The organism is Brotonthovivens ammoniilytica (genome assembly GCF_025566885.1).
GTDB classification, from domain to species: Bacteria; Bacillota; Clostridia; order Lachnospirales; family Lachnospiraceae; genus Brotonthovivens; species Brotonthovivens ammoniilytica.
The window spans coordinates 415,528-429,825 of record NZ_JAOQJQ010000001.1 but is presented as its reverse complement, the minus strand read 5'-3'; the positions used below and the strand labels follow the sequence as shown (position 1 = coordinate 429,825).

At 43.7% G+C, this 14,298-nt stretch carries 17 protein-coding genes; all 17 read right to left on the bottom strand.

Annotated elements, in window-relative coordinates; genetic code table 11:
• Positions 1–197: 197 nt before the first annotated feature.
• The gene (locus OCV88_RS01935; RefSeq protein WP_158423941.1) at positions 198–1,142 is read right to left on the bottom strand and encodes a 3-hydroxyacyl-CoA dehydrogenase family protein; all 945 of its coding nucleotides are present in this window, start codon (positions 1,140–1,142) and stop codon (positions 198–200) included.
• Between the two features lie 16 nt (positions 1,143–1,158).
• Positions 1,159–2,328, bottom strand: a complete 1,170-nt coding sequence (locus OCV88_RS01930; protein ID WP_158423940.1) for a thiolase family protein — start codon at positions 2,326–2,328, stop codon at positions 1,159–1,161.
• Between the two features lie 16 nt (positions 2,329–2,344).
• The gene (buk, locus tag OCV88_RS01925; protein ID WP_158423939.1) at positions 2,345–3,430 is read right to left on the bottom strand and encodes a butyrate kinase; all 1,086 of its coding nucleotides are present in this window, start codon (positions 3,428–3,430) and stop codon (positions 2,345–2,347) included.
• Positions 3,427–4,344: a phosphate acyltransferase gene (locus OCV88_RS01920; protein ID WP_158423938.1), complete on the bottom strand. Its 918-nt coding sequence runs from the start codon at positions 4,342–4,344 to the stop codon at positions 3,427–3,429. Before OCV88_RS01920 ends, buk begins: the two co-directional genes overlap by 4 nt.
• A gap of 27 nt (positions 4,345–4,371) precedes the next feature.
• Entirely contained in the window at positions 4,372–5,139 is a 768-nt protein-coding gene (locus OCV88_RS01915) for an SDR family NAD(P)-dependent oxidoreductase (protein ID WP_158423937.1), read from the bottom strand.
• A gap of 22 nt (positions 5,140–5,161) precedes the next feature.
• On the bottom strand, positions 5,162–6,124 hold the full coding sequence (locus OCV88_RS01910) for a transketolase family protein (protein ID WP_262590596.1): 963 nt from the start codon (positions 6,122–6,124) through the stop codon (positions 5,162–5,164).
• A gap of 3 nt (positions 6,125–6,127) precedes the next feature.
• On the bottom strand, positions 6,128–6,943 hold the full coding sequence (locus tag OCV88_RS01905; RefSeq protein ID WP_158423936.1) for a transketolase: 816 nt from the start codon (positions 6,941–6,943) through the stop codon (positions 6,128–6,130).
• A 16-nt stretch (positions 6,944–6,959) separates the two neighbouring features.
• Positions 6,960–7,820, bottom strand: a complete 861-nt coding sequence (locus tag OCV88_RS01900; protein WP_158423935.1) for a beta-keto acid cleavage family enzyme — start codon at positions 7,818–7,820, stop codon at positions 6,960–6,962.
• Positions 7,821–7,830: 10 nt separating this feature from the next.
• Entirely contained in the window at positions 7,831–8,310 is a 480-nt protein-coding gene (locus tag OCV88_RS01895) for a VOC family protein (protein WP_262590595.1), read from the bottom strand.
• 43 nt (positions 8,311–8,353) lie between these two features.
• Positions 8,354–9,433, bottom strand: a complete 1,080-nt coding sequence (locus OCV88_RS01890; protein ID WP_158423933.1) for an iron-containing alcohol dehydrogenase — start codon at positions 9,431–9,433, stop codon at positions 8,354–8,356.
• An 11-nt stretch (positions 9,434–9,444) separates the two neighbouring features.
• The gene (locus OCV88_RS01885; protein ID WP_158423932.1) at positions 9,445–10,515 is read right to left on the bottom strand and encodes an iron-containing alcohol dehydrogenase; all 1,071 of its coding nucleotides are present in this window, start codon (positions 10,513–10,515) and stop codon (positions 9,445–9,447) included.
• A gap of 27 nt (positions 10,516–10,542) precedes the next feature.
• Positions 10,543–11,523 (bottom strand): enoyl-CoA hydratase/isomerase family protein, encoded by a 981-nt coding sequence (locus OCV88_RS01880; RefSeq protein WP_158423931.1) that lies wholly within the window; start codon positions 11,521–11,523, stop codon positions 10,543–10,545.
• A gap of 282 nt (positions 11,524–11,805) precedes the next feature.
• Complete coding sequence (locus tag OCV88_RS01875; protein WP_158423930.1) at positions 11,806–12,111, bottom strand: helix-turn-helix domain-containing protein; 306 nt, start codon at positions 12,109–12,111, stop codon at positions 11,806–11,808.
• A gap of 14 nt (positions 12,112–12,125) precedes the next feature.
• Positions 12,126–12,272 carry a type II toxin-antitoxin system RelE/ParE family toxin gene (locus OCV88_RS16050; RefSeq protein WP_262590705.1) on the bottom strand — a complete coding sequence of 49 codons (147 nt, stop codon included), beginning with the start codon at positions 12,270–12,272 and terminating at the stop codon, positions 12,126–12,128.
• A 184-nt stretch (positions 12,273–12,456) separates the two neighbouring features.
• Positions 12,457–13,650, bottom strand: coding sequence for a tyrosine-type recombinase/integrase (locus OCV88_RS01865; protein ID WP_003127058.1), 1,194 nt, complete (start codon positions 13,648–13,650; stop codon positions 12,457–12,459).
• 78 nt (positions 13,651–13,728) lie between these two features.
• The gene (locus tag OCV88_RS01860; RefSeq protein WP_002610247.1) at positions 13,729–13,932 is read right to left on the bottom strand and encodes an excisionase; all 204 of its coding nucleotides are present in this window, start codon (positions 13,930–13,932) and stop codon (positions 13,729–13,731) included.
• On the bottom strand, positions 13,932–14,298 hold a 367-nt coding region (locus OCV88_RS01855; RefSeq protein ID WP_158424396.1), incomplete at its 5' end, for a replication initiation factor domain-containing protein. The genes OCV88_RS01855 and OCV88_RS01860, both read right to left, overlap by 1 nt.

The window sequence follows — 14,298 nt, the reverse complement described above, 5'->3', positions numbered from 1 at the left end:
GTATCAGGGCTGCAAATATTTCTGTCCTGCCAAGGATTGACAATTTTGATATTTGTTACAATCGCAGGTATTGGTTATATTCATAAAAAACAGAAGGTTTGAGGCCTTCTGTTTTTTCATGGCAGTCTAATTTACATCCTTTGGGAAAGATAATAAAAAATATATCTTTTATACCCCGCCGGAAAAAATCAGCAATATTAAAACATCTGTAATGCTTTTCCGATCTTTATCAGATCTCTGATGGTTCTCTCGTTATATTCCTTCATCTGTTCCTGTGTCCAGGTCTGAATTCCAACGCCTCCGGTTTTAAATCCTAACTCTTTTCGGGATGCTTTTTCTTTTAAGATAGGCAGTGCCTCCTTGGAATCTTCAAGATCCTGAAACAGATAATCTCCAATATTAATACACAAATCTATGCCAATGGCATCAATCTGCTCAATAGGACCGATACTGCCAAGACGCATACCAAATCCGTATTTTACAGCATCATCTACATCTTTCGGATCTGCCAGCCCATTCTGCACAATAGAAAGCGCTTCTCTCCCAAGAGCATTCTGCATTCTGTTGGCAATAAATCCCGGAACATCTTTTTTTGCCACAATGGGTTTTTTCCCTATGCCCCGCAGCGTATCACATACAATTTCAGCAATCCCCTCTGCCACATGTACTGTTTTTACTACTTCTACCAGAGGAATTAAATACGGAGGATTCCAGAAATGAGTTCCGATGATACGCTCCTTATGTTCTGACTTTGAAGCAATCTCTGTAATACTCATGGCGGATGTATTGGTACACAAAATTACATCTTCCGGTACTATACTGTCAAGGTTTTTAAAAAACTCCTGCTTTAATTCCATATTTTCAAGAATACATTCAACAGCCAGATCTGCGCTGAACGCCACTTCTTCAAAATCTGTAGTAATTTTTATTCGATTTAAAATATCCGGTATTTCCTCTGGTGAAAGAATATCATTTTCTGCCAGAAGCTGCAGATTTTCTTTCATAGTTTTAAGAGCTCTTTCTTTTTCTGCCTCATCAAATGCCCACAAATATACCGGGTACTTTCCTGTGGCAAACAGCTGGGCAATTCCACTTCCCATTTTACCGGCTCCAAAGACGGCTATTTGCTTAATTTCTCTCATTCCGTTTCTCCCCATCCTAAATCCGTTTCAACAGTGCCGCGGCACCCTGTCCCCCGGCCATGCAAAAGCTTACGATGCCATATCCGGCCCTGCGGGCTTCCATCTCATATATCAGCTTAGTAGTAAGTATTCCGCCGGTTCCGGCCAACGGATGCCCAAGGGCCAGCGCGCCTCCATTGACATTTACCTTATCTGTATCAAGTCCCAGTTCCTGAATACAGGCAAGAGACTGAGAAGCAAATGCCTCATTTAATTCAATAAGGTCAATGTCCTGTAATGTAAGACCATTCTGCTTTAACAGTTTTCTGACAGCTTCCACCGGACCAATGCCCATAATGGAAGGATCGCACCCTGTCACCGCAAAATCCACAAACTGCGCCCGGATTTTTTTATTTTCTTTCAAAGCTCTTTGCTTTTCCATAACAACCACTGCCCCGGCCCCGTCACTCATAGGAGAACTGGTTCCCGCTGTGATCCGGCCGTCCTTACGAAAAACAGGCTTCAATCCGGCAAGAGTTTCCATAGTTGTATCCGGCCGGATACACTCATCTTTTGTAACTTCTGTGATATTTCCTTTTCTATCTGTGACAGGGACAGGAACAATCTGTTCCTGAAACACTTCGTCTTTTGCTGCTCTTGCCGCCCTCCTGTGGCTCTCCTGTGCAAAGGCATCGCATTGCTCTCTAGTAATCTGGTATTTATCACATAGATTTTCGGCTGTTTCTCCCATACTGAAGTTCATGCCTTCCGGCGCCGTATAACGGGTCAGCCATTCCGGCGGATTTAATTGATAAGCCTGCGTCGGTCTTGCTAAAAGATTCGGCCTTGAGGAATCGCTTTCCACACCTCCTGCAACAAAAACCTCTCCATGACCGGATTCTATCATCATTGCCGCCAGCGCAATGGCATTTAATCCTGAGGAGCACTGTCTGTCTATGGTGAATCCCGGCACACTTACCGGAAATCCGGCTTTCAGCGCCGCAACTCTGGCAAGATTGGCATACTGGTTATTTCCAAGATTTCCAAAAATCACATCATCTATCTGCTCCGGTAAAATACCGGCTCTTTCTACTGCTGCCTTCATCACCAGCGCTCCCAGATCTGTCGCCGCCACGCCGGCCAGCGCTCCACGCATCCGGCCCACAGGAGTTCTGGCCGCAGAAATAATTACCGCTTCCTTTTTCATCCCTTTATCCTCTTTTCTACCTTAACGGTTCCTGTTCTCTGTATTGCCGGGCAGTCTCCTCCCCTTTTAATACACGGGTAATTCCCGCCGCCAAAGCTTCCATCTCATATTCACCGGGAATCACGGTAACCGGATGAATAAATTCCACACGTTTTTTCAGTTTACTGATAAACATTTCAGAATTTGCAATTCCACCGGTAATAATAATTCCGTCCACTTCTCCGTTTACAGCAGCAGCAAGTGCACCGATTCCCTTAGCCGTCTGATAAATCATCGCATCGTACACCAGTCCGGCATAAGCATCACCTTCCAGAATACGCTGTTCTACTTCCCTGACATCATTGGTTCCAAGATATGCGGTGAGTCCGCCTTTTCCCCTTACCATGGCACTGACCTCATCAAAGGTGTAATCCCCGGAAAAACAAAGCTTTGCCATGCCGATGCTTGGCAGCGCACCGGCTCGTTCCGGTGACATGGTTCCATCCTCATCTGTCATAATATCCGCAATCACGCCTTTTTTGTGAAGACCGATACTGATGCCGCCCCCGGTATGTACCAGAATCAGGTTTAATTCCTCATAAGCTTTTCCAATAGTTTCTGCATACATCCGGCCAACAGCTTTGGTATTTAAAATATGCCCCATACTGAGTTTTTCTACCAGGGGACAACCGGAAATCCTTGGAAGATCTTCCATCTCATCTGCCGTGTTGCCATCATAAATATATGCTTTAATTCCCAGTTTCCGGGCGATCTCATAACCGATCAGAGCCGCCAGTGTTGAAGCATGCTGTCCGCTGGGCCTGTGCTTTAACACATCAATCATCTCATCATTTACTTCATAGGCCCCGGTATGAATGGGCGGCAGAGAACCCCCTCTGCAGGCAATGGCTGTCAGTTTTGAAAGATCATAATGTATTTCCGTTAAAAATTTTTCTACCTCTGCCTTTCGAAAAGGGGTCTGGTCCGTAATCTTTTTATATTTTTCAATCTCTCCGGCGGAATGCACAAGATTTTTCCGGTAAACCTCTGTTCCGTTTTCAAAAACAGAAATTTTTGTTGAAGTAGAACCCGGATTAATAACAAGCAAATTGATTTCTTTCATCCCTGCACTCCCTTCTGCGCTGCAATGGCCCCCAAAATAATGGACTGAAATTTGTCTTCTACTTTTGCAGCCCTTGACATCAGAACAATAGGAACCTTGGCCCCTACAATAATGCCGGCGGCTTTGGCGCCTGTAATGGTCATTCCTTTTCCCATAAGATTTCCCGATACCAGATCCGGACAGATTAAAAGGTCTGCATCACCGCCTACCGGACTGCCATAGTTTTTAATTCTTACCGATTCTTTTTCCAGAGCCAGATCAATGGAAATGGGGCCTTCCAGATAGCAGTCCGTAAATTCTCCCCGCTCCCACATCTGTTTTAACTCCCAGGCATCTGTACTTTCCTGGAGTTTGGGATTTAAGGTTTCCGCCGCAGCAAGCACCGCAACCTTTGGTTTATAAATCCCCATAGAATAAAGTACTTCCAAGGAATTTTGAATGATCTGTTTTTTTGCCATAAGATCCGGCTTCGGATTTAATGCAGAGTCAGAGAGGGCTACCAATTTGTGATAGCCCGGATTTTCAATAAAATCAAACTTGGACATAAGTCTTCCCGTGCGCATTCCGGATTCTTTTGCAACAATCTGTTTCATTAAATCCTTTGTTTCAACGGTTCCCTTCATAAGAAAATCCGCCTGCCCCGCATGTACCAGGGAAAGGGCACATGCAACAGCTTCTTTAGCTTCTATGGCTTCTATGATTTCATAATCTGAGGGCTTTTCTCCGATTTTCTCTAATAGAGGGTTTATTTTTGCTGTTTCTCCAATCAGCACCACTCTGATCACACCTGCATGTTTTGCCCGGGCGGCTGCCGCTAATGTATGATCATCTTCCCCTTTGATAACGGCCAGCGTTTTTACCGGTATGTGTTCCATACAGTAAGGCAGCAGATCCTGCAATGTTTTCAGCTGCATCTTTATACTCCTCCCATTCCTGAATATTTATCCGATTGCGGTCATACCGCCGTCTACATACAGAATCTGGCCGGTAACAAATCCTGCTGCCTCTGACGCCAGAAATACAGCCGGTCCCATACAGTCTTCTACCCTTCCAATTCTCTGCAGCGGTTTATCATCCCCCAGATGTAAAATTTCCGGATGCTCTTTAATCAGTCCTTCCATCATTGGCGTCACCGTATTGGTAGGTCCGATGGCATTAACGGTTACTTCCGGACCAAGATCGCAGGCAAGAGTCCTGGTAAGCATATCCAGCGCTCCCTTTGTGGTACAGTAGCTTGCATTTCCACCAAGACACGCCCGGCTTCCTCTGGTAGAAGATACATTGATAATTCTTCCATATCCCCGGTCTTTCATATGTTTTCCAAAATGTTTACAAAGCATTGCAATCCCAATAACATTTACATTCATCATGCCTTCCATAATTTCAACCGGAAGCTCTGTAATATGATATTTCACATTATACCCTTGTGAATTCACAAGAATATCAATATGATCTTTGTCTGCCAGAACGGTATCCACCAGTGCAATAATACTTTCTTCTTTGGACGCATCTACGGTATAAACGGATACATCCTTTCCTGTGCTTTTTTTAATGTTGTCTTTTGTCTGCAGCAGATTTTCCATTTTTCTGCTTGCAATAGATACATCCGCCCCATAAAATGCAAATGCTTCTGCAATTGCTGCTCCAATTCCTCCGGCACCGCCGATTACAATGGCATTTTTCCCTTCCAGGGTAAATAATTCTTTCATCCTTTTGCTCTCCTTATCGTTTTTATTTGCGGGCAATTATTTCTTTTACTGCGTTCATCAGATCTTTGGCGGTCAGTCCGAAGCGTTCTTTTAAATAATTTACATCACCCACTTCACCGTACAGGTCCTGCACCCCGATCCGCTTTATCGGAACCGGGCATTTTTCTCCCAGAAGCTCGCATACTGCACTGCCAAGCCCTCCAACTACAGTAGCATTTTCAGCAGTAACTACGGCGCCGCATTTTTCTGCATAGGAAAGAACCGTTTCTTCATCCAGAGGCTTGATGGTAACAGGATCAATTACTGCAATCTTAATTCCTTCTTTTTCCAGATGTTCCGCCGCATTTAAAGCCTCGGCTGTCATAATTCCGCTTGCAATGACAGCACAGTCCGTCCCTTCTTTTAATACATTTGCTTTCCCAAATATAAATTCTGTTTTGCTTCCGTACACTTTCGTGCAGCCCTTTCTGGGGCAGCGGATATAGGTTACCCCTTCACGGTCTTTGGTCTGGCGGACTGCCGCCTCAAACTGCACCTGATCTGCCGCGTCTATAATCATAGCTCTCGGTATTGCCCGATACAGAGCGATATCCTCAAAAGGCATATGGGTTCCGCCATTATAGGCCGCCGTTACACCGGCATCTGAACCAATGATTCTGACATTGTTTTTTGCATATCCCACAGAGATAAAGACCTGATCATAGCATCTGCGCCCGGCGAAAGGACCAAAGGTATGTACGTACGGCTTTTTCCCCACAGCAGAGGCCCCGGCCGCCACGCCGATCATATTCGCTTCCTGAATTCCGCAGTCTATACAGCGGTCCGGATACCTTTTGGCAAGCTTGTATGTCCCCATAGAATTCATCAGATCCGCATCCAGATAAATAACATCCGGATCTTCTTCAAATAACGCTTCTAGTACAGCCCCAAAGGAGTCTTTAATGGTTATTTCATCCTGTTTTCCGTTATATGCCAGCTCTATCATGTCTTACAGCCTCCCCTCTAACTGCGCAATTGCCGCATCGGCCTGTTCATGGTTCAGTGTGATATGATGATTAAATTCCATAGCTTCGATAAAATCCACGCCATATCCTTTTTTCGTATTTAAGATCACGGCAATCGGACGGTCTTTGTGCTCTTCTTTTGCTTTTAAAACCGCATCTGCAATCTCATCCGGATTGTTGCCGTTTACATCCACAGCATACCATCCGAACACCTCAAATTTTTCTCTCAGATCTCCTAAAGAAAGTATGTCATCGGTACTTCCATCCAGCTGTTTCCGGTTATAATCTACAAATACCACATAATTATCCAGTTTCTTTGCAGCTGCAAACAAAAGCATCTCCCATACCTGTCCTTCATCACATTCACCGTCTCCGAGAATACAATATACTGTATTTTTTCTGCCGTCTAATTTCAGCCCAAGAGCCATTCCTGCTGATGTGGATGCCCCCTGTCCCAGGGAACCGGTTGTCATATCAATTCCCGGGGTCAGATTTTTATCACAGTGGCTGGGAAGCCTTGTATGAGGTTCATTTAAAGTTAAAAGCCATTCCTCCGGGAAGAATCCTTCCACTGCCAGGGCCGCATATAATCCCGGTCCGCAGTGGCCTTTAGACATTACAAGATAGTCTCTGTCTGCCCAGTCCGGCCGTTGGGGATCATATTTCATCAATTTTCCATACAGGGCAGCTAAAGCATCTGCAATACTTAAAGATCCCCCTACATGGCCAAATCCTCTCTGTTTAAAACATTTCATTTCCGCAATTCTGATTTTAACAGCAAGTGTTTCTAATTCTGTCATTTTTGCTTTCCCTCCTTTATACAGGCTGGTTTTTACTGTACGGATGCGGCGGGATTCCAAGAATCTCCCGGGCTTTAGCGGAAGAAGCAGGCTGTTTGCCGAATACTTCCACTGCCCTGACAGCCCGCTCTACCAGCATCACATTAGCAGCAGGAACGCCCTTGCTGTAATAAACGTTATCCTCAAGACCTACCCGGATATTTCCCCCCAGAGCCAAAGCCGCATACATAATGGGAAGGTGTTCCTTTCCGACCCCAAAAGCCGACCAGGTGGAGCCTTCTGGTATTTTACTTACCAGATACTGCAGATTTTCTACCGTAGCCGGCATTGCCCCCAGCACTCCAAGGCAGAACTGAAAATGAAGAGGTGTGGGCAGATGTCCCTTTTTCACAAAATAATCCGCTACTCCCAGCATCCCGGAATCAAAGATCTCTATTTCCGGTTTAATGCCCCGTTCTATGTACACATCTCCAAGCTGCTCTAAAAACTTTGGTGAATTCTCAAATACGCCCCCGGGCATCCAGTTAAAACTTCCGGCGTCATAACTGCCCATTTCAATCCCGTCCACTGTTTTCATATGAAGCATTCTTGTTTCATCTGTAGCGGTACCGGTATTATCCCCGGAGGAAGTACAGTTGATAATCACATCACAATCTTTCTTTTCCCGTATCAGCCGGATGGTTTCAGCAAACTTTTCGTGATCCATACAGCCGATCCCCTGATCGTTTCTCATATGCAGATGCACAATGGCTGCTCCGGCCTTCCAGCAGTCATAAGCATCCTTAGCAATCTCGGCAGGTGTCAGCGGAATATTTGCATTTTTCTCTTTTGGTGTAACAGCCCCTGTTAAAGCCGCTGTAATGATTACGCTGTCCATAAGTTTTCTCCTACTCTACCGGCTCCGGATCATGAAGTTCTACAATCGTACCCATTAATTCCCCGCAGTCAAAATATTCAAAGCTTTCACCTTCCGCGGGATTTACATCTCCCTTTAAAATAGATTCCACATTTTCTTCTTTCATCAATGTTCTAAACGCCGCATTATCCGGTGTTACAATAGCAATATGATTGATGACTCCCTCACCATGTTTTCTTAAATGTTCTGCATAAATGCTTTTATCATCCAGAGGCTGAATCAGCTCAATCTCTACGGCTTCCAGCTTACAGCATGCAACAAGTACTTCAAAATCCTGCAGCTTTCCGTGCACTTTTAAATTCTCTGCTTTTGCTCCGATTCCGTTTGCTCCGTCCACTACAATTTCAAAAGGTCCGATTCCCAGTTTTTCCTCGTAGTTTTTCATCATTTTTTTCAAATCACCTGTTACAATTCCAATCTGTGTAATCTGAGAAATCTGTTTTGCTGCCATAATGTTATTCCTTCCTTTCATATAAGCCTTTTATTTGGTATTTTTAATTATCTGCTAAATGATCTGCCAGGTGCTGGGCATACACAATAGATCCTGCCAGAATATATTCACTGTAATCGCAGTTTAAGTTCACCATAAAATGGTCTCCCTGAAGCCCCTGGGCCAGAAATTCTGCTGTTTCTTTGATATTTTCAACGCCCATATCTCCTATGCATACCGGCAGTCCTGCCGCCCGGCCAAACTGCATCAGCTTTATAATCTCTTCCACCGGATACTGCTCTAATACCATCTGAATCATAAGACCGATATACACACGCTCACCATGTAAAAATCCGTGTCCTCCCGGCAGCTTACACAGGTAATCTCCAATTCCGTGGGCCGCCGCGCATCCGGAATTCAGTCCTCCGATTCCGGAGAGGAAGCAGTTGGCTTCTATGACATTCTCAAGCTGTGTAGTTACAGACTTGCATTCTACTGCACGGTAAGCTGCCATACCGTCTTTCACAATAATATCTTTGCAAAGCCTGCACATAGCCATTGCGGTCTGAGTAATTCCAATGCCTTTTGGATTAGCATAATTAGTACTTCCTTCATAAATAGTAGCCATAGCATCTCCCATTCCTGCCGCCAGCAGTCTGGGGGGAGCTTCCGCGATGATTTTAGAATCCACCATAACCATATCCGGACATTTGTGGTAAATGGCATCACTGATAATCTCACTGCCGTCTTCCGAATAACACAGCGCCACAAAGGTACACGGTGCATCAGAAGAAGCAGTTGTTGGTACCATAACCAGAGCTTTTTTCAATGTATTGGCAATGGTCCTTGCAATATCCATACATCCACCTCCCCCCACTGCACAGATCACATCAGCATCCTGCACCTGGGGCAGACTCTGAATTCTTGAAATTTCTGATCTGCAGGCCAGTTTCCCGCTGGTTATAAAATCGCAGGTACAGGAACGGTCCTGAAAACTGCCGGCCAGCTGCTGCCTGGAAACCCCAAGGGAAATTTCATCTCCAATAAATACAAATTTATTCCCATAACAGGATGTATATTGAACAAAGTCTTTTAAAATATCATTTCCGACACAAAAGGTGCCCGGGAAAAATAATCGTTTCATTTCATTCTCCTTTAAATTGTTTCTGCCAGGCACTGTGCATACACGAAAGCTCCTGCCAGAATATGCTCACTGTAATCACAGCTTAAATTCACCATAAAATGATCTCCCTGAAGTCCCACAGTCAGCATTTTGGCCGTCTCTTTTATATTCTCAACTCCAAGGTCTCCAAGGCAGACCGGGAGTTTGATGCGCTTTCCAAAAGTCATCAATTTCCTGATCTCCTCTTTTGGATACTGTTCCAAAATCATCTGAACCATCAGCCCCACATAGACCCGCTCCCCATGCATAAAATCATGTCCGCCGGGCAGTTTACAAAGATAATCTCCGATTCCGTGGGCTGCCGCACATCCGGTGTTCGCGCCGCCCACGCCGGACAAAAAGCAGTTTGCTTCAATGACATTTTCAAGCTGCGTCGTAACAATCCCCAGTTCCACCGACTGATAAGCCGCATATCCGTCCCGCAGTACCATTTCTCTGCTAAGTCCAGCAAGCGCCATGGCTGTGGCTGTAATACCTGTTCCATTTGCATTTTGTTTACAGGTTCTGGCTTCATAAAAAGTTGCCAGAGCATCTCCCATTCCTGAAGCAATTTGTCTCGCCGGAGCATCCGCAATCACCTTAGAGTCCACAAATACCATATCCGGACATTTATGATACAGTTCATCCCCAATTACTTCACTGCCGTCATCCGAATAAAAAACGGATACAAAGGAGCACGGTGCATCAGAAGCTACTGTGGTTGGAATCATAATCAAGCTTTTTTTACTTCCATTTCCAATGGTTCTTGCAATATCCATGCAGCTTCCGCCCCCTGCCGCACAAATCACATCAGCATCTTTTACCTCCTGCAGCCCGGCAATCCGGCGGATTTCCGAGAGACTTGCAGTTTTCCCGCATTCCACAAATTCGCAGGAACATTCACTATCCTGAAAGCTTTCTGCAAGAAGTTCTCTCACTGCCAAAAGGGAGCGGTGTCCCCCGATAAAAACCATTTTCTTTCCATAACAGGATGCATATGATGCAAAATTTTTTAAAATATCATTTCCCACACAAAAAGTGCCTGGAAACCGTAATCGTTTCACTTGCCAAACCTCCTTTTTCTTATTACCTTATTTTGACTGATCATCTGAAAATCTTTGATCGGCTTCCTGAAATCCGTGTTTTTTCACAAATCTCGGCAGATCATCTTTGATATCATCCCAGCTTCTGATTGGCTGCTGCAGATATTCATTTTCTCCCGCAGTATACCGGTAATGATGTACGGCAGACATATCCTTCTCATCCTGCTGTGCCTGGCCGTAATCCTTTTGTGCAATCCGGTACATGGTGCTGTACTGCTCGCTTAATGTATGGATTTTCAAATCATCAACCAGCAGACGCTCCAGAGGACGTTTACATAAATGTGAATATATGGTCCGTGTTTCAAGGGGCAGCGATTTTATCATCTTTGCAATCTCCCATGCCCGGTCCACCACGGTTCCCTTAGGACAGAGTTCATTCACCCATCCCCAGTCCAAAGCCTGTTGTGCAGTCCACTGGCGACAGGTATAAGCATAATAGTTGGCCCTTTTTGTTCCAAGGAAATGCTGCATCAGCATAAACATGCCGTCTCCCGGAATCAGCCCGAAAAACAGATGGTCATCATCAAATTTTGCATCCTCAGATGCCAGCGTAATATCGCAAAGCAGTGCGGAATCCCAGTGAAAACCAGGTCCGGGAATCACACCGATGGTTGGAATATCTATATCAAAAATCATATTTTTAATTAAGTTATAATCATCAATATACTGATGCTCAAACCGTTCTTCCGCATAAGTGTTCCAGCCATTTGGATCTTTGTCCATCATCCAGTTGTCTCCATAATGCGTCCAGATCAGAATCTCATTTTTGCGGTCCATGGAAATCACACGGCTTAACTGACTCATGGCCCGGTGGCTGGAACCGCTCCAGCACATTACATGATCTTTTGTTTTCATGGTTACCTGTAAAATTCCGTCTTCACGGTACAGATCAAAATGGTCCTTAAACCATTCTCTATACTCTTCCAGTTCCGGCAATTTAACGTAATCCGCCATAATATCTTTTTTCATTTTCCTTATCCTCCTTCAGTCTGCATTTATCTGATGTTTTATATATCTGCAATTCTCATGCCAGTTTTTAATTTTTTTTTGGACTTTAAAAGAAAGGAAACATTGTTGGAACAATAAAGGTTTTTCGTGTCTCCCTTACCTATTTCTAATATTTTCTTTCACCCGATATCTTTTAATTTCTTTGCATTTTAACCACTTTTTGCGGGAATGCAAAAAGCAACCGGTTTCCCGATTGCTTTTTTACATGATCGTTTTATTTTATTTTTCTCTCTAACCACAAAATTATAAATATCTTCCCTCACTTCGTTTTACAATTTTAAGTTCATATCCCAGTGCATTTAAAATATTACAAACAGTTTTTAAAGATGGACTATTCTCTCTTTTCTCAATTCTTGAAATAACCTGCTGCTTACTGCCGGTTAATTCAGCAAGTTCTCCCTGGGTCATTTTTTTTTCTTTCCGCAAGGAAACCATTTCACCAATTAATCTGTATTCTTCTCTGCTGTCGTCCCATGCTTTTTGAAAAGCAGGATCATTGCTCCGTTTTCGGTTTATCACTTCGTTGATATCCGTATTTACAAATGGCATAATTCTCCCTCCTTTTAAATTAAAGATCTTCCCATTGTTTTTCCAAGTTCTTTTGCTCTTGCTTCGATTATTTTTTTATCTTTTATTTCAGTCTTATTCTTCTGCTTTCTGCAGGCATGCAGCAGATAAATTCTGTCATTTTCCGGCCATACATAAAATATCCGGTTATGTTTATAAAAATTATATATGTCTTTTTGACTATCTTTTTATATCTTCTTAAATGTCCGCAAAGCCTTATTTTATAGGCTCTACGGGCATTTTTCTTTTGTGGTAAACCTCACATATCTAGGTCTATCTTCTTATATTTTCGCTATCAAGCGTGGTTAAAATCGTGGTAAATACTTCTTATGCGATTAGACGCTGAACCTCTGATTTTGCGGTATCTATGGACGCATGAGCATACCAGTTCATTGTGATACTGATATTTGAATGCCCCATGATATACTGTAAATCTTTCGGGTTCATGTTCTTGCTTGCCAGCCTTGTGCAGAATGTATGGCGTAGCGTATGCGGTGTGATATGTGGCAAGGGATTGTCCTTGTGGTGCTTGTTGTATTTCTTTATCATACGGACAAATAAGGCGTTGTAATCAATCGCAACTTTGGGCTTGCCTTTATGATTGACAAATAGGAAATTGCTCCGTCCGTCTATCACAAATGGTTCTGCCTTTGGGTGTTTCTTCATAACCCGTTGAAATGCCTGTATTGTTTCTCTGCTTAATGGCACTTGCCTTATTCCGCTCTTTGTCTTAGGCGTTTCAATATAATAACCCTGTTCCTTGCTCTTTAGTAACTGGTGGTCGATAACCACAACCTCATGGATAAAATCAACGTCCATGATTGTCAGTCCGCACAGTTCCGAGATACGAAGTCCTGTCTTTAACAGTATCAGCACATCATCATAATACTTGTGATACACATTGTCCGTCTTGATGAATGAGAGTAGGGCTTGTTCCTGTTCCTCTGTCAATGCGACTTTCTCTTTGGTATCATTTTCTAGGACTTCACTTAACTTGAAATCAAAAGGGTTTTTCCTTACACAATCGTCTTGTATGGCGATATAGAATGACGCTTTTAACGAGCGTTTATGGTTGTTAATGGTGTTATAGGAAAAGCCTTTGTCTTTCATGCGTAATGCCCATTCCTTAGCGTCAGAGGGTTTTATCGTATCAATGCTCCTAGCACCTAACTTGTCCTCTTTCAATAACCGCATGAGCTGTTCCCGTTGTTTCTGTGTGCTTTTCTTCACGTTTGCCCTCTGTGTGTTCTGTTTAGCGTAGAGTTGGCAAAGCGTCATTTTCTTGCCTGTGCTGTCGATACCGTCCTCAATATCCCGTCTTATCTGCTGTTCCAGTTCACGAAGTGAGGGTTTTTCCCGTTTTCCCTTTGGTGTCGGGTCTGTGGGTGTCAATCTCCAAGCATACACATATTTTGTGTTTCCAAATGCGTCCACATATTTATATAAGTATTTTCCGTCTGTTCGTTGGCTCTCTCCAGTATGCAGGATACGTTCTTTGCTATCCCGTCTTTTTTCTTTCATGGTGTCTGCTCCTTTCCTTGTTGGAAAGAGCCTTGATATGACTTGTGTTCATCATAACACATACAAGGCTCATTTGCATTAGATTGCGTCCAATTTGTCAATGACCTTTTCAAATTGTCGGCGTTTAATCTGTATGCGGTTGCCATTCATAATGAGCCAGCCAGCGTCCTTGTTTTCCTCTGCCAATCGTCTTAACTTGTTTTCTCCGATACGGAAATATTTTGACGCTTCTTCAATGGTAAGGGTGTACTTTTCCCATACAGGAATATCGTTGTTATTCATTAGATACCCCCTTTCCCTTGTTTTGTGTCATACTGGATATAGGGGATAAGGTCGGTGCGGTTTATCCTCTGTAAGTGGGCGGTTAGTTTGCTGGAAAGGGAATTACTGTATCTTGCCTTATCAAGCATAGTTCCCACTTTTTCCAGTCCACCTAATGCGTCATGTTCTTCTAAGAAGTAAAAACTTTTGACAGCGGAAATCACGCCACCCTCTGTGAGCCATTGCTGTGTTTCTTCAAGAGAATTATGTAGTTTCGGTACTTGCACTTTCAAGACTTCCACAGCCCCTAAAAAGCGTTCCCAAAACCGACACGTTTTCCATCTGCTCTTATTACTTTCATTTCTGTTTGGCACGACAAAGCGTAGG